We start from the raw sequence: 22778 nt of genomic DNA on the forward strand, positions 1-22778 counted from the left end.
AAAAAGGGTGTTAAAATTATGCGAAATCGAGAAGTTATTATTGTAGGAGCAGGAATAGCTGCGATGATTACTGCTCTAAATATTTCTTCGCACATGAATGTAAAACTTTTCACAAAGTTAAATAAAGGTAACTCTTGGCGTGCGCAAGGTGGTATGGCAGTGGTTATTGATGAAAACGATGATCCACAATACCATTTTCAGGATACGTTAGAAGCGGGTTGTTTTCATAATGACATGGATATGGTAAGTATTCTCGTTAACGAAGGTGTTAGCTGTGTAAATAAATGGTTAAACAAAGGAATGGATTTTGATCGGGATAAAAATGGCGAACTATGCTTAGGGATGGAAGGCGCACATACTTATAGGAGAATACTCCATGCCGGAGGCGATCAAACTGGCGCAAGATGGATGGATTATTTGACTCAAAAAGTAGTTTCGCAAAGTAAAATTGAAGTGTTAGAAGATGAACAGGTCATAGATTTGATTATCAAAAATGAGATGTGCGTGGGCGTTGTTGTGCAATCGAAAAACGGGACAATGTATGAACAACGTGCAGATGCGACTGTACTTGCAACTGGTGGATGTGGTGGTATTTTTGATGCTACATCTAATGACAAATCGATTATTGGTGATGGGATTGTAATGGCATATCGAGCGGGAGCACAACTGTCTGATTTAGAATTTATCCAATTTCATCCAACTTTAATTAAATATAACGGCATTGTAGGCCTTGCTTCTGAAGCTATTCGTGGTGAGGGTGCTGAACTTATTGATCAGGACGGTAGAAAAATTATGAAAGGTGTTCATCCAAAAAAAGATTTAGCACCGAGAGACGTTGTTGCTAGAGTCATCGAAAGAGAAGTAAATCGTGGAAGTTCTATATTTTTAGATATTTCTATGATTCCCCATTTTAAAGAGAGGTTCCCAGCTATATATCGGATGTGTGAAGAAGCAGGATTACCTCTAGAGGAAAAGAGAATTCCTGTTACAATAGGTGCACATTTTTTAATGGGTGGTGTAAAAACTGACGCAAATGGATGTACGACGCTACCTCACCTTTACGCGGTTGGAGAAGTAGCAAGAACGGGAGTACATGGAGCGAATAGACTTGCAAGTAATTCATTACTAGAAGGGCTTGTCTTCGCAGAAAGAACAGCGGAAGCCATTGTCAAGACAGTTAGCAGTACATCTATTACCGTAAAAGAGAAAAAGGAGTTGCGCATAAAGCGAACGAGAGAGGAAGCTCGTTTTGTGATACCTTCTGCAAAAGAGATACAAAGAAAAGCGTCACTATCGTTAGGTGTTAGAAGAGACGCAAATACATTGAAGGAATTGATTCAATGGTGTGAATCATTAGGTGTAAAGCGAATGGCATTATCGACAAGGCTGCAAATGTCGAGAGAGGAAATTGACAGGTGTACAATGCTAACGATGACATGGCTCATTGCCTCAGCTGCACTTACAAGAACGGAGAGTCGTGGTGGCCACTTTCGAATGGACTTTCCATTACCTCAAAATGAGAAGTGGCAAGGTGTAGAAATTATTGTTGAGAAAGATAAAAATATTTACACAAAACGTAGCGGAGGGAAGGTACATCATGAACAAATTCTTGCTTAGAGAACAGCTCACTCGTTTTTTTCAAGAAGATATCGGATTCGGGGACCGTACGAGTCAGTCAATTTTTAGCGATGAAACTAGTGAGGCTATATATATTGCAAAAGAAGCAGGTGTATTTGCTGGGGAAACGGTATTAAAGGAAGGATATGCCCTTCTTCAAGAGGATATTGAGTTAAAGTTAATGAAAAAAGATGGAGAGAAAGTCGAGGTAGGCGATGTGATAGCAACGGTTACCGGCCCGACTGTAGAGCTCTTAAGTACGGAAAGGGTGTTACTTAATTTAGTACAGCGTATGAGTGGGATTGCTACTTTAACAAATAAGGCACAGGATCAATTAAAGGGCTCTAAAACAAATGTGTGTGATACAAGGAAAACAACCCCAGGATTACGTATGCTTGAAAAACATGCTGTAGTATGTGGCGGAGGTGCTAATCATCGCCTAAGATTAGATGATGCAATCATGATTAAAGATAATCATATTGCTCAAAGTGGTTCTATTACTGAGGCCGTAAGAAGGGTTAAAGAAAAAATAGGACATATGGTGAAAATCGAGGTAGAAACAGAATCGATCGAAGAAGTGATAGAAGCAGTAGCGGCAGGTGCTGATGTCATTATGCTCGATAATTGTTCTGTAGAAGAGGCAACGGAGAGGGTAAAAGATATACCGGATCATATTATCACAGAAGTTTCTGGTGGTATTACGTTAGAAACGATTGCTGACTACAAACACAGTGGTGTTGATTATATATCTTTAGGTGCATTGACCCATTCAGTTAAGGCGCTAGATATTAGCTTAAACATTAAAGTGAACGGGGGAACAAAATATGATAGCAAATAGTTTGTTTGAGGCGGTACAAAAAACTATTCCTGAACAATATAAAGAAAGAACAACGGAAGAATTGCAGAAAAGAGCGGAAGAAATAAAAGCAAAGCTCGGCAATAAATTATTTGTTCCAGGTCATCATTATCAAAAGGATGAAGTGATACAGTTTGCTGATGCGACAGGGGATTCGCTGCAGCTTGCCCAAGTATCTGCACAAAATAAGGACGCGGAATACGTAGTATTTTGTGGTGTGCATTTCATGGCTGAAACAGCTGACATTTTAACAAGTGATCAACAAACAGTCGTATTGCCTGACATGCGTGCGGGCTGTTCGATGGCAGATATGGCTAATATGAAACAAACTGAACGAGCATGGGAAAAGCTCGTTGAACACTTTGGTGAAACGATCGTACCGTTAACGTACGTCAACTCAACAGCAGAGATTAAAGCATTTGTTGGAAAGCATGGTGGTGCAACCGTCACATCCTCTAATGCAAAAAAAATGTTGAAATGGGCATTTGAACAAAAGAAACGCATATTGTTCTTACCAGATCAACACTTAGGAAGAAATACCGCATTTGATCTAGGGATCTCCTTATCTGACATGGTCGTATGGAATCCTCACACAGACAGTTTTGAAGGAGATAGTCATGATGGTGTTAAGATGATTCTTTGGAAAGGGCACTGCTCCGTACATGAAAACTTTAGAATGGAGCACGTGCAGCAATTAAGAGAAAATGAGCCTGATCGAAAAATTCTCGTTCATCCAGAATGTACACATGAGGTTGTTCGTGCAAGTGATTTGGATGGTTCTACAAAATATATTATTGAAACAATTGAAAATGCTCCGTCAGGAAGTAAATGGGCAATTGGTACAGAAATGAATTTAGTGAATAGACTCATTCAAAATCATCAAGATAAAGATATTGTATCACTGAATCCGGAAATGTGTCCGTGTTTGACCATGAACCGAATTGATCTCCCACACTTTGTTTGGGCACTAGAACAAATTGAAAAAGGAGAACCAATAAACAAAATTACTGTACAATCACATATTGCCAAAGACGCTAAACTTGCTATCGAGCGAATGTTTGACAATGTGTAATAATAGAAATAAATATTTTTAAAAATAAATGAGCTGCCGTTGGTCATAGTAGACCACGGTGGCTCATTATTTATTTATGAGAATGACTTGAACAGTAAGTAAATTACCCTTTGTTCCCCTCTTAAGTTTCGTTGATAGTAATAACTCTTATACAGAAAAGAGTTTGAATGGAATATTTAATCATTTCTAAAATCAAAGACGCGGTATATCCAATATATCCACAAATATAATGATACAAAACAGATTAAATGGGGTGAGAAGGTGAAACAAGTCTTAACGTCGTTTGAGGATGCTGTATCAGACATAAAGGATGGTGCGACACTTCATGTAGGGGGATTCGGACTTTGTGGGATTCCTGAAAATTTAATTAAAGCACTTCGTGAAACAGGTGTGAAGAATTTAACGATTATTTCCAACAATTGTGGTGTTGATGATTGGGGTTTAGGCTTACTATTAGAAAATAAACAAATTGATAAAATTTTAGCTTCATACGTAGGAGAAAACAAAGAATTTGAGAGACAAGTGTTAGCAGGGGAATTAGAGGTCGAACTAGTCCCTCAAGGTACACTGGCAGAACGTATTAAGGCTGGTGGAGCGGGAATACCGGCTTTTTATACACCAGCAGGAGTCGGTACTAAAATAGCTGACGGCAAAGAAGTCAGGATGTTTAATGGGAAGGAATATTTAATGGAAACAGCACTAGTTGCTGATTTCAGTTTAGTGAGGGCTTACGTAGGAGATAAGCATGGTAATTTAATGTATCGAAAAACAGCTCAAAATTTCAACCCTATGATGGCTGCTGCAGGCAAAGTGACGATTGCAGAAGTGGAGCACCTAGTAGAACCAGGCGATTTAAATCCAGAACATATTCATACACCGAGTATTTATGTAGATAAATTAATTGTCGGGAAACAGGAAAAAAGAATTGAGAGAAAAACGATCGCGAACGTATAGAGAGAGGAGGAATTACTTATGAGTATTAACCGTAAAGCGATTCGTGAAAAAATTGCTAAAAGAGCGGAAAAGGAAATTTATGACGGTGCATATGTTAATTTAGGAATTGGAATGCCAACAATGGTTGCAAATTATATTTCAGAAAATAAACAAGTCATACTTCAATCAGAAAATGGCTTATTAGGAATTGGTCCATTTCCTACGGAGGAAGAACTTGACCCTGATCTGATTAACGCTGGAAAAGAGACAGTAACGACAGTTGATGGAGCATCTTATTTTAGTAGTGCTGAATCTTTTGCAATGATTCGAGGTGGACACATTGATGTAGCTATATTAGGAGCTATGGAAGTTGCAGAAAATGGTGATTTAGCAAATTGGATGATACCTGGAAAAATGATTAAAGGAATGGGCGGAGCGATGGATCTTGTTCACGGAGCTAAAAAAGTCGTCATTATTATGGAGCATGTCAATCGACACGGAGAACCTAAAATAGTTGATAAATGCTCCTTACCTTTAACAGGAAAACGAGTTGTCGACAGAATCATTACCGATAGAGCTGTCATTGATGTTACAGATGAAGGGTTAATATTAAAAGAAATCATTGGAGAATATTCATTTGAAGAAATTCAATCAAGTACAGAACCGACATTAAAAAAAGGATACTAGCTTTACTGAAGGTGAGGTAAATGAACCCGGGTTAGTGGGAACCCGGGTTCAAAAGTATCAGGTTCAAACCGAGAGAAAACAAGAGAAAAAGGGAGCTTGAAGGTGAGGTAAATGAACCCGGGTTAGTAGGAACCCGGGTTCAAAAGTATCAGGTTCAAACCGAGAGAAAACGAGAGAAAAAAGGAGCTTGAAGGTGAGGTAAATGAACCCGGGTTAGTGGGAACCCGGGTTCAAAAGTATCAGGTTCAAAGCGAGAGAAAACGAGAGAAAAAAGGAGCTTGAAGGTGAGCTAAATGAAGAGGTTGACTCAAGAGGTCGATCTTTTACCTTTTGAGTCAACCTCTAAGCAATGTGCGTAGCCACCGCAATCCCTTAAAGACCACGGGGAGACAGACGAAAAGCTTGCTTTATAAAATTCCCTAAAAATTTCTAGTGTTTATTTTACATACAATATAGCAATTGATTCATACTATGGTTACGTCAGGAGGTGAGAAACATGGCAAACAACAACAGTTCAAATCAACTTCTTGTACCTGGTGTACAACAAGCCTTAGACCAAATGAAGTATGAAATTGCACAAGAGTTTGGTGTTCAGCTTGGTGCAGATGCTACTTCTCGTGCTAACGGGTCTGTTGGTGGAGAAATTACGAAGCGTTTAGTATCTATGGCTGAGCAGCAATTTGGTGGTCAGCAACAATAATAACAGAATAACTGGTTTTTGGGGATGGACAAGCTCCATCCCCTTTTATAAAGTAAACGATAGGTTATACATAAGATGATAATAAGGTGATAATATGGGTTATTGTCCAGTTTGTAATGGGTTAGTACAAATAAAAAAGAATTGTCCCCATTGTTCCGAATTAATGAAAGACAATGGCCGCTATATGGATTATTTTGATGATTACAGTGCTTATTTACCTATAGAATTAACTAAGCAAACTGATGGTATAGTAGATGATGGAAAAAACAACAATTGTCCTCACATATTAACATGCACGAGTTGTCAACATGATATGATCGTTTTGATTAATGAAGTTTGAGTATATGAATAGAAAAATGATGTAGGTTGTCATTATTAAGTGTAAATTCCGGCGGTTCCACAGATTGAGAAAGGGAGACTCAATAGGTATAAAACAACCTATTGAGTCTCCCTTTTCTATTTTTAGGGTAAACGAATTAGTTAGATTAGCGAATACGCTCTTCAGTGTCAACATCAAAGAAGTGACATTTGTTCATATCAAATGCAAGTGTTAAAGTGTCACCACTGTTAACGTCAGTACGAGAGTCTACTCTTGCAATAATATTTTGATCTTCTACTTTTGAGTAAAGGAAAGTCTCAGCACCCATTAACTCAGAAACGTCGATTTTAGCTTCAATTTTAGCTTCAGGAGAAGCTTCGATAAATACAGGCTCATCATGGATATCTTCAGGACGAATACCTAGTAATACCTCTTTGTTGTTGTAGCTTTCTAGCGCTTTTAATTTACCTTCAGGAACTTTGATTTTAAATTCAGAATTTGCTACTACGAAATAGCCATTTTTTAAAGTTCCACTAAGGAAGTTCATTGAAGGAGATCCGATAAATCCACCAACAAACACGTTATCAGGGTTATCATAAATATCTTTTGGACGACCAACTTGTTGGATATAACCATCTTTCATAACAACGATACGTGTTGCCATTGTCATCGCTTCCGTTTGGTCATGCGTAACGTAAATTGTTGTTGTTTGTAAGCGTTGGTGAAGCTTTGTAATCTCAGCACGCATTTGTACACGAAGCTTCGCATCAAGGTTTGATAATGGCTCATCCATTAAGAATACTTTAGGGTTACGTACGATTGCACGTCCTAAAGCAACACGTTGACGCTGACCACCAGACATTGCTTTTGGCTTACGATCTAACATTTCTTCAAGACCTAGAATTTTAGCAGCATTTGTAACACGCTCTTTAATCTCTTCTTTCGGAAATTTACGAAGCTTAAGACCAAATGCCATGTTATCAAATACGTTCATGTGAGGATAAAGGGCATAGTTTTGGAATACCATTGCGATGTCACGATCTTTAGGTGCTACATCGTTTACTAGTGTGTCTCCGATGTAAAGCTCTCCTTTTGAAATATCTTCAAGTCCCGCAACCATACGTAGAGTTGTTGATTTACCACAACCTGATGGACCAACGAATACGATAAATTCTTTGTCTTCGATATCAAGGTTGAAATCAGTTACCGCTTGTACATCTCCGTCATAAATTTTGTAAAGACCTTTAAAAGTAATTTCTGCCATGAATGTCACTCCTCTATTTTTTGAACGTTTCTTACAATATGTAACGTTCAATGAATGAATTTCTTTATAGGTATAGTGTATCTTGAAAAGGTTTTCAAAACTATAGTAAAGTTGCACAAAAAAACAATTGAAGTTTTTGTGCAAGGTGAATAATTTAATCTTCCCTATGTAAATGTAGCATGGCGAACATGAAGTAGACAGCTACTGCATTCGGGAATTGTTTTATATCTATTGATGTTTTCTCAATAAATTTGTCTACTCTATATTGAAGCGTGTTGCGGTGCATGTACATTTTTTTAGCTGCAAGGCTTACGTTCATGTTACATTCTAAAAAAACTTTTACTGAATCAAGCAATGCTTGATCTTCAATAACGGGAGAAAGCATTTCAGACATTGTCTTTTTCGTTTCATCTGTTAAGTCATTCATCATGAGAAACGGAATTACTTCTTGTTCAATAAAAATATTTTTAGAAGGGATTACTTTTTTGACAATATCGAACACGCGATCTTCCCAAGAAAACTGCGATCTCAAGTTCTCGAGAGAAGATATCGTTGTACCAATATATAGTGATAACTGCACATAAAAATCAGAAGCGATCGTATCGACAATTGACTTCTCTGTGGGTGATTCATCAGAGTCGTTGTCTATTTTTTCAATGAGAATTCCCTTAAATGGATTTAACCAAAGAAATACAACACTTGAGGGAAATAAGCTTTTCATCGCTTCCTCAAAATCACTTTGTTCGCTTAATGATCCTTTTATATAGAAGTGAATAATCCGACATGGTAAGGAAATATATTTTTTTATAAGCGATAATTCAGTATCTTCTTCGTTTACTAGCCAAGTATATAAGTCTTCTTCAATTCCGGGTGAGGCGATGACAGATCGAGGGTCTATCACGTCGAAAATAGTTTCCAACATATCTTTTTCTTCGAATTCTAGTTGACGTTTATCGAAAGTTAGAACATCTCCATTTGCATCAGCAACAGTTAGCCTGAATGCGGACGAGATTGTATATGGATCATCTACAATTGCATATGCGTATTTAGATTTTAAGCGATTTAACATATCAGTATAACTCCTTCTTTTACTATGTACTATTAACAGTATATAAAATCTAGTCCATAATCGCTATTATATATCTATGATAAAAAATAAGAGTGTTTCAAAGGTGATAGACAGTAACCGTTGAAACACTCCAACACATATTCTTGAAAAAAGAAGAGGATGTCGTACGAGCAAATAAAAGTTCTAAAGGGCAACTCAATAGGTAGTGTAAACTTTTGAGTCACCCTTGTATCGCTTATTTGTCGTTATTTGCTACATTATATGGTGGTTCTTCTTCTTTGAAATTTTGCGCCTCGTCTATTTGTCGTTTTCCATGAGTGATGTGATCTTTTCCTCCAGCTAAACCTTCGTTTGTCATTCTATCGACGTCGACCATCACTTTGTCTCTTCCTTCGTACTTAGACTCTTTCGAAGACATGTTAACAACCTCCCTCACTATATTTTTTCATCATGTGGGGATTTTATGCTTAATAAAACATTTTATAAAGAAATTAATATATGAGATATCAATTGAATTCTTTTATTTTGAATGGCAGGTTCGTCGAAAGACATAGGTTTACTATTAACATCTACAATCCAAATTTGATTTGAATTGTCCATCACAACATCGAAGGAGAATTCCTTCACATTTCTGTAATGATCTTGTAAGGTCTTCCCTAACATATCACCAATTGCTGTTACTTTAGTGGGAGAAGGGGAAAGTGGAACTTCTGTTAATGATGCAATTCTGCCTCCTTGAGGTACGTGGGTCGTGTACCGATCATTGGCAGCAACCCTCACTCCAATACCAACTAATGTCCAACAATTATTATAGTAGAGCATTAAAACACGAAAATCATATGGATTATCTTGTTGTTTAACCGAGGATATTGCTTGCTGCATTAAAAGTTGTCTATCGTTGATAATGGATGTAATAATATGCTGTAATTGCTTATCTCTTAATTGCTTAAACGTTTTTTGCTGCGTGTGTAGAGTGTAGTCAAAATGATGCTTTTCTATTTTCCAAATTCCTTTACCTTGGGACCCTTCAGAATCCTTTATGAATATATTAGGGAACCTTTGTATAAATTTTTTTAAGTCACTATATTTTTCTAGCCTTCTTGTCATAGGAAAATAATACTTAAGCTGTTTATGTTCTTTTATTAATTTAAAGATGTCCTCTTTTTGAAAAAAGCTGCGATTAAAGTAAGGGATACTCTCTCTCTCTAGCCAATTTAAGTAGTTTGTAATGTTTGAATTATTATGTTTTGTCGTACGAGCGTAACGATTATAAACGGCGTTAGGGATAGGGCAAGGTGTCGATAACCATTTTGCTTTGTTATTATCCCAATAATATGCCGTCCATTCCGATTCATTAGAATGGATAGGGAGTATATAAGCATTTGCACCATTATTAACTAAATTCAAAGAAAGCTCTTTATAATATTTTTCTTCACCAGTAAATAAACGAGTTTTCCCTTTTCCAGTTAATATGATAATGTTTTTTGTCAATGTTATCAGCCCTTAATCGCATATTTTCTTTTGCGAGTAACGTTATTGAATCAAAGTAATTTTCTTTGAATACAAACTTTCAATCATTGACTCATATAAATAGATGGCATACTGAATGGGCATTTTCCGGGTTAATAGATCTTCTTTTGATAATTTTGGGTGTGAGAATATTGTTCTACCAGGTTTTGAATTTGCCTCAAACATCCAAATTCTTTCCTGTTCATCTACTCCTATGTCAAAGCCTATTTCCCCAATATAACCATCTGTTTTTTTATCTATTGCGCTGCTCAATCTAAGGGCAGTATGCTTTATATTATTTAATAGAGACTTGTTTAAGTCTAAATCTTCCCAAATCTCCTCAATTAATTTAATATGACCACCACTTTTTACATGAGTAGTTACACTTCCTGGACCAGCAATTTTGGCAGCAATTGCACTCATTCTCCATATTCCTTTCTCATCCTTGTTCGTATGCACTCTAAAATCAATAGGGTTATTCTGATATTTCATCAAAGATATCCCTTGTTGAATCACATACTGGTCATAACCTTGTTTAAACTGCGTTTTAAGTAAGTGTAATAATGAGCTATATCGCCTTAATCTATTTCTAGTGTTGTCTCTAAAACGACAATAATAAAAACTACTATTTGGATCATACGTAATTTGATGTATTCCGACTCCTAAACTACCATTTTTTGGCTTCATATAAACATGCTCTTGTTCATGAATGAATGCAATTATTTCATCCTGTGTCGGTGCGCTAATCGTTTTTGGGAGTAGATGATTCACTTCATCTAATTGAATGAGTATGTCATAAATCTTTGATTTATCAAAAAAACCTGGATTAAACCACGGGATTTCGTACTTGCTTTGTAACTTTTCTCTTGCATTAGAAAAAAGGGGATGTGCCTCTGTACGTCGATTAGGCAATCTGTCGTATATGACGTCTGGAAAAGGAACGATAACTTTTTTCCATCCTGAATCAGAAAACGTATATCCTTCAATCATTTCTTCTTCCCAGTTAATATGGTGAGCACCAAATACATACGCAAATGCACCGATGCATCTTGCCGCATGAATATACTTAGCCAATAAAAACGAGCGGTCACCTACAGGGCGTAATATACTTCCTGTAAATCCAGCAGTATAGATGCCGGTAATTGGTCCGAGTACCATTTTATTATTAGAAATCCGATTAATAGAAAGTGAAATGGAAAAAGGGAGCGAGAAATAACTCCAAGCTTCTTTCGATAATTCACATATGCTATGTGAATCACCTTTTAAAGCGTTAACTTTACACCGGACTTCTTTTGTACCATATATGATTGTTTGTAAATCACCTTCGTTTAAATTCCATTCTTTTAATAATGAGATCGGGAAATACAAATCGTTGTCATCATTATCATTCATTTCACGCTGCTTTACCAGCACTTTAATAGTCACTAGTCATTCACTCCTTATATAAATTGCACTCCTTTTTTAAGGTAGAAAGACGGTTATTTACTACTATAGTACACTACAGTTTTATTAAGAAAGACTACTTGTTTCGATATGATTAATCATATTTTTAAGTCCACTAAAAATGTGATCGTCTTTATTATCTGTAAATTCGAGTACGGTCTTGTAGCCAGGCTTAGAATTGACTTCTAATAGCCAAATGTCACCGTAAATATCTATTCCTAAATCAATTCCAAGTTCAAAGAATCGATTGTTACGGTCCTCTAATAGCTGTGGTATATGAGGGATTATATTTTCGACTACGGGATCTATATATTTTCTCGTTTTCCGTGGTAGCTTCATATTTACACACACTTCTCCACCAGCGTGGAGGTTAGATAGAAGAGATTTTTTCTTTCCTTTTCTATACCCCTTACCGATGATATCCCAACAATTCGTCGCTTTTTTTTGAACTACTATTCTTAAATCAAACGGATAGTCATTTTTTTGTATCGATAAAAAAGGCTGAATTAAATAAGTTTTTGAAAGTATATGGTCTTTTACATAATTATATAAATCATTTATGCTTTTATCTATTATATACTCCTGGGTCATTTCACCATTCCGAATAGAATAGAAATGCTTCTTATTTTCTATGACATATATGCCGTTACCACCTGATCCTATATTAGGCTTTAACACTACTTTTTTATATTGATTTAAAAATAGCTTGAGTGTATGAAAAGTTACAATTTCTGTATGTGGCAAAAATGGTTTTATTAAGGTGCTATCTTTTAATTTTTGATAAACATACCATTTACAAGGTAAGTTACTATTTAAAAATGTTGTCTGTTCCTCTATTTTACTTATACGGAAATGTATTAACCTTTTATAATCAATAGGATGATGAGAAAAAGCTGTTCTATCGTATATATATTTTGGGAGAGGGAAACATTCATTTCTCCATTCATTCGTTTTGCAATCAAATTTGAGACCATTGACACGGTTACGTTTAACATCATAATCGAAAGGGCTGAAACGGTATACTGAAAAATGTTTGGAAGCACTAGCTATTGCGACTTTATGAATGTATTCATCGTGTCCATCTGTTTTTAATTGTAAGAAACCTAATGAAACCACTCGTTTCACCCTTTCTATATTATTGCAAAGCCGACGATCGAAGCAGCGTAAATGAGAAGATATTTTACTGACGGTAATACGTGATTATCAATCTGTAGAGAATCCCCCTTTGAAGGCTTTATATTGACTTCAAGAACCCAAACTTGGTTATTTTTATCAATAATAAAATCAAACCCTAATTCTCCAAAAACACCACCGGCTCTATTATCGATAGCATAGGCAGCCTCTACTGCCAATTCGTGAAGAAAACGTTCTGTTTGTAGAGCATCGTCTTCATTCATCCAATTACTTAAGATAGACACTATCTTCTTTTGGACGCCTCCTTGCGACAAGTTAGATACGATCGTATCCTTTTTCCCTATTCTTCCTACTGCAGAACAAGCTTGCCAGTAACCATTTATATCTTTAATGCACAATATCCTAAAGTCTATTGGGGCATCGTCAAGCTTGTTAATATCAATTGTTTGCTGTATTAAGTATGGCCTTTTATTTACTCTTTCTTTTAGTATTGTAAATAGTTCTTCATCAGCTGTTACCTTTTTAGTTAACCATCCTTGGTCATGTGGATAAGTAAGAAAATAGGTACCTTCATTTTTCAAGACTTTAATAATTCCAGAGCCCTCTTTTCCCCAAAAAGGCTTTAAATAGCTACTTTTATATTTTTCCAGCAAGTCGTACAAAACATCTTTTGACGTAAGATGTTTTGTTTCTGGTAAGTAAGGGCGAAGTATAGGTTCCTCAAATAAATAGGAAAATGTATCCCATTTATGAATAAAACGATCGTTAAAATGAGGAATATTCATTTCATTTAATCTTTTAAAGAAAGTTTTTCCACTTTGTGACCATTCTTGATCACGCCTACCGATTCGATTATAAATAACGTGTGGGAGAGGTGTTATGCATTTGTTCCACTTTCCATCTTGGTAACAAAAACCGTTGATAAAGGAACCTTGGACATCCTTGTATGAAAAAACGATAAAGAAGTAATAAAGCTGTGTTGCTGTTTTCCCCATTTCTGTTAAATACGGCGTTAATGGTCCAAATGGGTGCTCCTCATCATAAACATCTCCAACTACAACACCGATACTTGGACCAAGATGAAACGTATTTGTATTTCTATCGTATAAACATTGGATATTACAGTTTTTATTGAGACGTAAATGGTGTATTACTTGTGGTGGTAATTGAATCATATGATCATCTAAATAGGGATCAACAACAATCTCAATATTTTTTGAGATGAAATGATTCGTCAGTGTTGCATGATGTTCTACTGTATCATCTATTTTCCATATAGACGCTATTTTAGCTGGGATAACACAGTTATTAGGATGTAAGTCTTGCTTTTCTTCAATATTAGATATATAAAACGGTATAGAAAGCATTGCCAGCCCTCATTTTGTTGTATGATAATCGTGTAGCTTAAAAAGTGTATAATTAAGTTTTTAGGTATTTGTGGATACCGTATCTTATGAGTGTAAATCATAAGGTGTGCAAACGTGATTAGAAAAGGTGATAACAATGATAATGGAAATGACTTGGTTACTCTCTCTCGTCGTAGTAGGTGCGATTATTGGTGGAGGGACGAATGTTTTAGCGATACGTATGCTTTTTCGCCCATATAAACCCATTCAAATCGCTTCAATTCGAATTCCCTTTACTCCAGGGTTGATTCCAAAAAGGCGCGAGGAATTGGCTGATCAGTTAGGAAGAATGGTAGAGGAGCATCTTATTACACCAGAGGGTATATCACGGAGAATTTTTCATCAATCTTTTTTAAAACTGATGGAAGAAAAATTAAAAGAAGCAGTGCTTCAATTTATGCGTAGAGAGGAAAGCTTAGCTCATTGGTTAAATTCACATGAAGATAAAATAGGTTCTTTATCAAGAATAGATGTGAAGGTGCAAGAAGCAATGAACGGTAAAATAATATCACTCATCGATGAATACAAAGGTAAAAAGATAAAGGACATCCTCTTAGAAGAATGGATCATAAAGCTTGAATCGCAAATTCCAACCTTTTCATCCAAGCTATTAAATAAAGCTGAGTTGTACGTACAATCGCCAGAAGGAGAAGAAGTTGTAAAGCAAATGCTTTCAAGATTTTTCGATTCAAAGGGGAATGTTGGATCTTTCTTTGGTAAAATGCTGCAGCGGACGTCTCCTACAACTCTCATCATAAAAGAGCTTACAAAGCTATTGCAGGATGATAAAACGAAAGAAGTAGTAAGTAGTTGGATAAGAAATGAGATGAAGGAACAAATAGATAAAACACCAGAGCAATTGTTAGGGAAAATGAATGTAGAAACGAATGTTTTGTTTTTTTCTGAAAGATTGATGGGTGAGATTCCTATCATTGGTGAAATGCATCAGCCTATTAACCAATGGTCACAACGTTACGAAAATGTTATATTGCACACATTATTACCAAAAGTGGTCGATATTACGATTAATGTCCTCCAAATAAACTTAAAGTCAGCAGTTAAGAGAATTGGGATAAGAGACATTGTTACTGAGCAAGTGAATGCGTTTCCGCTTCGCAGATTAGAAACTATTTTACTTACAATTGCAAAAAAGGAGTTGAAAATGATAGCTGTCCTTGGAGCTGCAATTGGTGCAATGATAGGACTAGTACAAGGTGTTAGTTTACTATTTTTTTTATAGAGATCAAATTGAATCAATTTCATAATTCACTTTCTAAAAAAGATCATAGTCTAAGAATAATATCATCATATTAAAGAAATTCTTGTTAACTTAACTTTGTTGTTGATTTTCACTTCACGCTACTCGCTTGTCTCTTCCTCTTCTAGTTTCCCACTGAAGCTTGATCCGTCGAGACAGCTCGCAGCGTATTCAAGAAGTATATGCTCGGTGCGGCGGGCAAGGCTTCAAGAGGGAAGTGAAAAAGGTTGATCTTTACCTTATTTACTTCCCTCCATGCAATGAGCGTAGTCGTTGCAATCTTTTGGAAGACTACTATGAGTGGGTTTCTCAGAGTAGTCGCGCAACGAACGGAGCCATCGCTATCCACCTTGCCCGCCCCGATGGATCTTCAGCTCACAACCTGTCTCTTCCTCTACATGCAACGCTCTGGAGTTGTATCCGTCGAGACAACTCGAAGCTTAATCGTGATGTAACGCTCGTCGCAGGCGTCTCGTACCCTTTCGTTCAATCAACAATACTTTGTACAAAACGGGGTAATTATACTGCTACTGAATACTAAATTAGATATTTGGGTAGGCCCTCCTTTTTTCATGCTTTGAGACCCTTGGCCCATAAGGGCCGAGATTTATAAAATTGATTCAATTGTTTTATTGAAAAAATTAAAGTAATATTTTGAAAATATATCATTGGATGAATTATGTTTTGTTTCATGTTATAGTCGTAAGGGTAGAATACATACATACGTATCGTTAGTTTTTACATAACTGCATTTCTCGATTTACGTATACATTTTAAAGGAGGATTTTTTTATGGCTAATCCGTTTGATAAGGCGAAAGAGCTAGCTACAGTACTAAAGGACAGCGATGAATTTGCTACGTTAAAGAACTTACATGATGAGGTGAACAATGATGAAGTTGCTAAACGTATGTTAGACAACTTCCGTAATGTTCAACTAGAGCTACAACAAAAGCAAATGCAGGGCGCCCAAATTACTGAAGAAGAAATTCAACAAGCCCAAAAGCAATTTGAATTAGTACAACAGCACGGAACAATTTCAAAGCTAATGGAAGCAGAACAAAAAATGAGTCAAGTCATTAGTGACATTAACCGTGTAATTACTGAACCGTTAGAAGAATTATACGGTGCAGGTGAACCACAAGAAGGTTAATTGATGTTAAATATTGGTGTGGATAATATCGTCGTACAAGCAAGGTGAAATTTGATGGTCGGTCCCACTTAAAGACGAGGTGAGTGAAAGCGCGATAGCGCTTAGCTCACTTTTTTTGATAAAGTAGATTTTCCGCCATTTCAAAGATAAGACGAAAAGAAGCTTTTTGAATATTATGTTTTTCTTACTTATCAAGAGCGACTCCGTTTAAGTTTATGAATATATAGTGGGGTAATTTTTTCGCCCATCTTTATTATTGGATAATTAGTCTGTCAAATGGTAAATGCTTACTTCTACGAAATTCACCAGGGGATGTCCCGACTACTTTTCGAAATGCTTTGTTAAAATAATTGTCGTCTCCATAACCGACCTGCATGGCAATTTCTTTTACCGTTAATTCTGTATGACTTAATAGGTTAATAGCTTGTTCTAGTCTCACTTTTGTTATATATTGCCCAGGTGTCATGTTCATGGACTCTTTAAAAAGCTTAATAAAGTAATATTTTGATAAGTTGATATTAGTAGCAACATCTTGTACGGAAAAAGATGCTTTATAATTTTTATTAATAAAGTTGATGGCCTGTGTAATTGTATCTGGCATCTGTTCCTTCGCTTTAAATGATTTAAAATAACGATAGCATTCCATAACAAACTGATATGCTTTCGAGGAAGCGAAATAGTGGTCTATAAGGTTCTTTTTAAAAGCAAGTTCATACACATTTACCACTTGCTCAATAAGCGCAGACTCGATTGGAATATTTATAATAGGTCCTACTTTTCTATTAACATATCTCCAGCAATCAGCCGCTGCTTGACCTCTTAAAGTAAGAAAAATAAATTCCCAATGATGGCTATGTGATGGAAGATAATAAATGTGCTCCCCTGGTACTTCAAGCATAAACCCTTGCCCTTGTTGAACTTTATGCGTTTTCCCCTCAATAAAAACAGCGCCTTCCCCTGACAAAGTGTATTGAAAAATAAATGTATTTTTATCATTTCTTTTCATACCGTCCCAGTAATAATCGTGAGAATGAACATATTGTTTTCCGACAACATGAATATCTACTAACGTCCCTATTACTTTTTCATGTGTTCTAAAACCTATCGTTTCGTTTGGTAAGTTTAATGAATGATACATAACAATATTTTACCCTCCTCATAGCATTATCTTACCATTTACTCTTTACTTACAACAATTTATCATCTAATTAACAGAATATTTATTTTGATATTATCGACAATAAATTACCATTAGGAGGATACTTATGTCTAAAATAACTTTTATAGGAGCAGGGAGTACCGTTTTCGCAAAAAATGTTCTTGGTGATTGCATGTTTATAGAGGCATTAAATGGCTTCGAATTTGCTTTACATGATATTGATGAGACAAGGTTGAAGGATTCAGAGTTAATGCTATTAAATCTTACCCGAAAATATAACAGTACCATAAAAGTAAAGTCGTATTTAGACCGTAAAGAATCGTTACGTGGTGCAAAATATGTCATTAACGCAGTACAAATTGGTGGCTATGAACCAAGTACTGTCATTGATTTTGAAATCCCGAAGAAGTATGGATTAAGACAAACAATAGCTGATACAGTTGGAATCGGTGGCCTTTTTAGAAGCTTAAGGACGATTCCGGTTATGTTGGACTTTGCGAAGGATATGGAAGAAGTATGTCCAGACGCTCTATTCTTAAACTATACAAATCCAATGGCAACTTTAACTGGCGCGATGCTTCGTTACAGTAATATTCAAACAGTAGGCCTATGCCATAGCGTACAAGTGTGTACAACTGATTTATTTCAATCACTAGATATGGAGCACGAAGGTATTCAAGAAAAAATTGCAGGTATTAACCACATGGCGTGGCTTCTTGAAGTGAAAAAGGATGGGGTTGATCTTTACCCTGAAATTAAGCGGAGAGCAAAAGAAAAGCAAAAAACGAAGCATCATGACATGGTTCGTTTTGAATTGCTAGATAAGTTCGGTTATTACGTAACGGAGTCTTCAGAGCACAATGCTGAGTATCATCCATATTTTATAAAAAATCGCTACCCAGAGCTCATTGATCGTTTTAACATACCATTAGATGAATATCCACGCCGCTGTGTAGAGCAAATTCAGGGTTGGAAAAAAATGAGAGAAGAAATGGTGAACAATGCGCAGTTAACCCATGAAAGAACACACGAATATGGTTCATATATAATTGAGGCAGTGGAAACAAACAATGCATTTAAATTTGGAGGAAATGTATTAAATACTGGCGGACTAATTTCTAATCTACCAACGAAAGCGTGTGTAGAAGTTCCTTGTGTAGTTGATCGTAATGGCGTCATGCCGACGTATGTCGGGGAGCTTCCAGAACAATTAGCTGCCCTCAATCGTACAAACATCAATACACAATTACTAACTATTGAAGCAGCGATTACACGTAAGAAGGACTATATATATCAAGCAGCACTTCTAGATCCGCACACTAATTCTGAGCTGTCTATGGATGATATTATAGCTGTGTGCGATGATCTCATCGAAGCTCACGGAGAATGGCTACCAAAATATCGTTAATCTCTTCTCGTTTCTAGGAAAAATGAAAGTGATTGTTTCGTTATCTCTAGTGCTATTAGTTCTAATTTAGAAAAGAAGGACATATATGTATTACCAATGAACGATAGGATTAGTGAAGGGGGATGACAACAGTGACATTTCGCTTATTAGCGTTAGACATCGATGGTACCCTGTTAAAGTCGAATCATCGGTTAGCGAAGGAAACGAAGGAAGCAGTAGAGTATGCAAAGGAGAAAGGGGCATATGTAACGTTAGCAACAGGGAGGGCCTTCCCCTCTGCAAAAAAAGTAGCAAAAGCTTTAAAACTGGACGATGCATATTTAGTTACTCACGATGGAGCATTTGTAGCTTCAGAAGTAGACGATCCAATTTACGAAAGAAGATTAGATTCTGATCGGGTATATCAAATTGTTGATATTCTTGAAAATTATCATTGCCATATTCGACTTTTACATGAAAAATATGCAATTGGAAATAAAACTCGCCAACGTAACTTAATGTCAAGGATGAATTTAAGTGTAGGTGATCCTCTTTTCTATCCAGTGAACTTTGTAGATTCACCTAGTCATCATTTAATTGACCAGCCTTTAACAGTACCAAAAATTAGAGCACAGTTTTGGAGTGAAAAAGAGCGAAAAGATGCGCTTGAAGAATTGAGAGAAGTAGTAAGAAACACTCATATCACGTCATCGGCAGAAGGTAGTTTAGATATTGTTGATGCTTCTGCATCAAAAGCAAAAGGGTTACAAATTTTAGGTAGAAAGCTCGGAATCTCACTACAAGAAATGGTTGCAATAGGATCGTCAGAAAATGATATAGAAATGATTGAACAAGTAGGATTAGGTGTTGCGATGGGACAATCGGAAAAGGGCATACAGAGCATCGCTGATTGGGTGACTAGATCCAACAATCAAAATGGTGTCGGTTATGCAGTGAGAGAAGTGTTTAGAAAGCAGCTTCATCCAGAAATATATAAGTAGAGTATACTAACTAAAGGTTTACTTAACTGAAATCGTGAGTAGTAAGGATCAGTTTGAAATCATTTTATTGTAGCCGCTATGAGGAGGGGAGATCCTCATAGCGGTTTTTTTTAGTTTGTCACGTATTAGTTGTCATTATTGAGTTAACCTCTTTCGGCCTGTCATAAGGTGGGGCGCTATTTGAAGAGAGGCGTTGCCGCAGATGGGGTAGTGCTATCTGCCCCTGAGCGAGAGTGAAGTTGTGTGAAGGTAAGATGGAGCGTTGTCATCGCCTGAGAAAAGGGAAATGCCAGTAAAGGTAAAATGAAACTATCCAATCCCACACCAACCGCCCCAAAAATACTATTTTTACACTAAAAAAATCAATAACTTCAAACTTTTCCCCTTACCCAATCGTCTGTATCACCAACCTATTTATATTTTCTTCCCACCTCTCCTATTGACCTACACAATTCATACCGCTAAACTGTAATATGCATGAATGATAGAAAGGAAAGTCGATATGATGGATTCAATTTCACTAATTAATATAGAAGAAACACATAAACGCGCTTGTGAGAGAATTGTTCAGCTATTTAGTGACGAAATGAAAGTTAACTTTATTGCTGAGAACGAAAACCATCACGAGGTGGCAATTTCATTTACTGAAGTAACGGTTATTGATGATGTTTGTTTTGTGACAGGAGTTATGATAAATGATCAAGGAGAAGCCATTAGCAGTATTGAAACAAAGCTGCGCTTAGAAGCTAATCCGATTAAAAAGGTAAAGAAGCAAGTTAAAAATTTATGTTTATTAAAGCTGATGGAGTCTTACACAGGGATAATTCAACCGTGGGGAATTTTAACGGGGATTCGGCCTACTAAGCTTTATCACTCTATGCGACGTGAAGGGCTATCGGTGGATAATATAAGTCAGCAATTAAGTGAACGGTACTCCGTACAAAAAGAGAAAATTGAACTACTAGCCAATATAGCTACACGCCAGCTTGCAGTTGTACCTGATCTCGATCATATAAAAAACGAAGTAAGTATTTATATCGGAATTCCGTTTTGTCCAACAATGTGTGCTTATTGTACATTTCCTGCGTATGCGATTAATGGGAAAAATGGATCAGTGGAGGAATTTTTAACTGGGCTTCATTATGAGATGGAAGTAACGGGTACATGGCTAAAGGAACGCAATATAAAAGTGACAACGATCTATTATGGTGGTGGAACACCGACAAGTATTACTGCACGGGAAATGGATGCCTTATATGAGAAAATGTATCAAGTTTTTCCTATGGCTGACGTAAGGGAGCTAACGGTGGAAGCTGGGAGGCCAGATACGATATCTCCTGAAAAGATAGAGGTGTTAAAAAAGTGGAACGTTGACCGGATCAGTGTTAATCCACAATCATTTACAAATGAAACGTTAAAGGCAATTGGTCGTCATCATTCAGTAGAAGAAACAATTGATAAGTATAAGCTCTCCATGGAAATGGGAATGACAAACATTAATATGGACTTAATTATAGGTTTACCAGGAGAAGGTGTGGAAGAATTATCGCACACATTACAAGTTACAAGTGAACTAAAACCAGCCTCTTTGACAGTCCACACATTATCATATAAAAGAGCATCACAAATGACGAAATATAAGGAAAAATATAAAGTAGCTGATCGAGATGAAATACACGAAATGATGAAATTGGCGGAAGATTGGATGAATAAGCATAGCTATGCACCTTATTATTTATATCGTCAAAAAAATATACTCGGTAACCTTGAAAATGTAGGCTATGCTATGGATAATCACGAGAGTATATATAACATTATGATAATGGAAGAGCTGCAAACGATTATTGGATTAGGGTGTGGTGCTTCAAGTAAATGGGTTGATCCAAGAACAGGGGATATCGACAGGTATGCAAACCCTAAAGATCCACAGACATATATAGACCGTTACAAAGACTATACACATAAAAAAGTGGAGATGTTGTCACAGCTTTTCCCTCAATGATAATCTAAAATGTTTATAATGATCTTTATAGGAGGGGAAAAGATGGAAGAAAACAAACTAAGAGAATTATTTGAGCATGCATTACACACTCATCAAGATCATTCTGGTAACCTTTTTATGTATTCTCTACTAGATTTTAATATAGAATACTTAGAAGAGGAAGAACAAGTAGTCATACAAGTACCTATCACGCCGATCATGTTTAACCCAATAGGTTTTATTCATGGTGGAATTATCAGTTATATTGCAGATACCGCAATGGGACATTTATGTGCAGCCTTTTGTGAAACACCAAGTGTAACCTTAGAGTTAAAAACACAATTTTTAAGCACAGCACGTGAAGGTACAGTGACAGCTACTGCTTACTTTACAAAAAAAGGGAGAAAAGTGCAGTTTGTGGAATGCGAATTGAAAAATGAAGAAGGTAAATTACTTGCGAAAGTGTCAGGCACCTTTTATCCTATTTCATAATGGAAATCTGCTTTTTAAGGTTATGTCATAAGGAAGTTATTTATCAATAACAATGAAGCGTGTTCAATAAGCTTGTTAAGAGATTGTTCCTTTACGCTACTAAAAGTCGGAGAGGTTGACTCAAAAGATAAAAATTATCTTTTTGGTCAACCTCTCGTTTTTTTTTGTTGTCAAACATATTCGTGACAAATATGGACGATATGTATGTAATATACAGAAAAGCGAACATTTATTCCCTTTTTGTGGTATAATTTTTTAATAGATTGGCTCTAATACATACTGTTGGTTCATTTTGACATGACCTTGAATTAAGGTAACACTTCTGTTCATATTTTAAAAA

The 22778-nt window shown here is 36.3% G+C and carries 20 protein-coding genes; 12 read left to right on the forward strand and 8 right to left on the reverse strand.

Going from position 1 to position 22778, the window contains the following annotated elements; translation table 11 throughout:
- The first annotated feature begins 18 nt into the window (after window positions 1-18).
- The 6 genes from nadB to BCELL_RS07280 all read left to right on the forward strand — a co-directional run bounded on the left by nadB (window position 19) and on the right by BCELL_RS07280 (window position 5865).
- Window positions 19-1617, forward strand: coding sequence for an L-aspartate oxidase (gene nadB, locus BCELL_RS07255; protein WP_013488036.1), 1599 nt, complete (start codon window positions 19-21; stop codon window positions 1615-1617).
- Window positions 1598-2455: a carboxylating nicotinate-nucleotide diphosphorylase gene (gene nadC / locus BCELL_RS07260; RefSeq protein ID WP_013488037.1), complete on the forward strand. Its 858-nt coding sequence runs from the start codon at window positions 1598-1600 to the stop codon at window positions 2453-2455. The genes nadB and nadC overlap by 20 nt, the downstream gene beginning before the upstream one ends.
- Entirely contained in the window at window positions 2442-3545 is a 1104-nt protein-coding gene (gene nadA, locus BCELL_RS07265) for a quinolinate synthase NadA (RefSeq protein ID WP_013488038.1), read from the forward strand. The genes nadC and nadA overlap by 14 nt, the downstream gene beginning before the upstream one ends.
- Window positions 3546-3806: 261 nt before the next feature.
- Entirely contained in the window at window positions 3807-4499 is a 693-nt protein-coding gene (locus BCELL_RS07270; RefSeq protein WP_013488039.1) for a CoA transferase subunit A, read from the forward strand.
- A gap of 18 nt (window positions 4500-4517) precedes the next feature.
- Entirely contained in the window at window positions 4518-5165 is a 648-nt protein-coding gene (locus BCELL_RS07275) for a CoA transferase subunit B (RefSeq protein ID WP_013488040.1), read from the forward strand.
- 496 nt (window positions 5166-5661) lie between these two features.
- Window positions 5662-5865: an alpha/beta-type small acid-soluble spore protein gene (locus tag BCELL_RS07280; protein ID WP_013488041.1), complete on the forward strand. Its 204-nt coding sequence runs from the start codon at window positions 5662-5664 to the stop codon at window positions 5863-5865.
- A gap of 485 nt (window positions 5866-6350) precedes the next feature.
- Here the strand turns inward: BCELL_RS07280 and BCELL_RS07290 are convergent, their stop codons facing one another.
- The 7 genes from BCELL_RS07290 to BCELL_RS07320 all read right to left on the reverse strand — a co-directional run bounded on the left by BCELL_RS07290 (window position 6351) and on the right by BCELL_RS07320 (window position 13970).
- The gene (locus tag BCELL_RS07290; protein WP_013488043.1) at window positions 6351-7448 is read right to left on the reverse strand and encodes an ABC transporter ATP-binding protein; all 1098 of its coding nucleotides are present in this window, start codon (window positions 7446-7448) and stop codon (window positions 6351-6353) included.
- A 154-nt stretch (window positions 7449-7602) separates the two neighbouring features.
- Window positions 7603-8517 carry a PucR family transcriptional regulator gene (locus BCELL_RS21550; RefSeq protein ID WP_013488044.1) on the reverse strand — a complete coding sequence of 305 codons (915 nt, stop codon included), beginning with the start codon at window positions 8515-8517 and terminating at the stop codon, window positions 7603-7605.
- Window positions 8518-8752: 235 nt separating this feature from the next.
- Window positions 8753-8935, reverse strand: coding sequence for a hypothetical protein (locus tag BCELL_RS07300; RefSeq protein WP_013488045.1), 183 nt, complete (start codon window positions 8933-8935; stop codon window positions 8753-8755).
- A gap of 62 nt (window positions 8936-8997) precedes the next feature.
- Complete coding sequence (locus BCELL_RS07305) at window positions 8998-10008, reverse strand: YheC/YheD family protein (protein WP_013488046.1); 1011 nt, start codon at window positions 10006-10008, stop codon at window positions 8998-9000.
- A gap of 42 nt (window positions 10009-10050) precedes the next feature.
- Window positions 10051-11451, reverse strand: coding sequence for a YheC/YheD family endospore coat-associated protein (locus BCELL_RS07310; RefSeq protein ID WP_013488047.1), 1401 nt, complete (start codon window positions 11449-11451; stop codon window positions 10051-10053).
- 84 nt (window positions 11452-11535) lie between these two features.
- On the reverse strand, window positions 11536-12585 hold the full coding sequence (locus BCELL_RS07315; protein ID WP_013488048.1) for a YheC/YheD family protein: 1050 nt from the start codon (window positions 12583-12585) through the stop codon (window positions 11536-11538).
- A gap of 14 nt (window positions 12586-12599) precedes the next feature.
- Window positions 12600-13970 carry a YheC/YheD family endospore coat-associated protein gene (locus tag BCELL_RS07320; protein WP_013488049.1) on the reverse strand — a complete coding sequence of 457 codons (1371 nt, stop codon included), beginning with the start codon at window positions 13968-13970 and terminating at the stop codon, window positions 12600-12602.
- 136 nt (window positions 13971-14106) lie between these two features.
- On the opposite strand from BCELL_RS07320, the gene BCELL_RS07325 reads away from it, so the two are divergent.
- On the forward strand, window positions 14107-15249 hold the full coding sequence (locus tag BCELL_RS07325; RefSeq protein ID WP_013488050.1) for a DUF445 domain-containing protein: 1143 nt from the start codon (window positions 14107-14109) through the stop codon (window positions 15247-15249).
- 809 nt (window positions 15250-16058) lie between these two features.
- A complete protein-coding gene (locus BCELL_RS07330; protein ID WP_013488051.1) occupies window positions 16059-16418 on the forward strand; it encodes a YlbF/YmcA family competence regulator in 360 nt (119 codons plus the stop codon).
- A 253-nt stretch (window positions 16419-16671) separates the two neighbouring features.
- On the opposite strand, the gene BCELL_RS07335 is transcribed toward BCELL_RS07330, so the two are convergent.
- Window positions 16672-17556, reverse strand: a complete 885-nt coding sequence (locus BCELL_RS07335; RefSeq protein WP_013488052.1) for an AraC family transcriptional regulator — start codon at window positions 17554-17556, stop codon at window positions 16672-16674.
- A 127-nt stretch (window positions 17557-17683) separates the two neighbouring features.
- On the opposite strand from BCELL_RS07335, the gene melA reads away from it, so the two are divergent.
- From melA to BCELL_RS07355, 4 genes are all read left to right on the forward strand, one after another.
- Window positions 17684-18985: an alpha-glucosidase/alpha-galactosidase gene (gene melA / locus BCELL_RS07340; protein WP_013488053.1), complete on the forward strand. Its 1302-nt coding sequence runs from the start codon at window positions 17684-17686 to the stop codon at window positions 18983-18985.
- A 122-nt stretch (window positions 18986-19107) separates the two neighbouring features.
- Window positions 19108-19965, forward strand: a complete 858-nt coding sequence (locus BCELL_RS07345) for a Cof-type HAD-IIB family hydrolase (RefSeq protein ID WP_425357457.1) — start codon at window positions 19108-19110, stop codon at window positions 19963-19965.
- A gap of 502 nt (window positions 19966-20467) precedes the next feature.
- Window positions 20468-21967 (forward strand): coproporphyrinogen III oxidase, encoded by a 1500-nt coding sequence (locus BCELL_RS07350; protein WP_013488055.1) that lies wholly within the window; start codon window positions 20468-20470, stop codon window positions 21965-21967.
- 42 nt (window positions 21968-22009) lie between these two features.
- Window positions 22010-22438: a PaaI family thioesterase gene (locus BCELL_RS07355; protein ID WP_013488056.1), complete on the forward strand. Its 429-nt coding sequence runs from the start codon at window positions 22010-22012 to the stop codon at window positions 22436-22438.
- Window positions 22439-22778 lie beyond the last annotated feature (340 nt).

The organism is Evansella cellulosilytica DSM 2522 (assembly GCF_000177235.2).
GTDB classification, from domain to species: Bacteria; Bacillota; Bacilli; order Bacillales; family Salisediminibacteriaceae; genus Evansella; species Evansella cellulosilytica.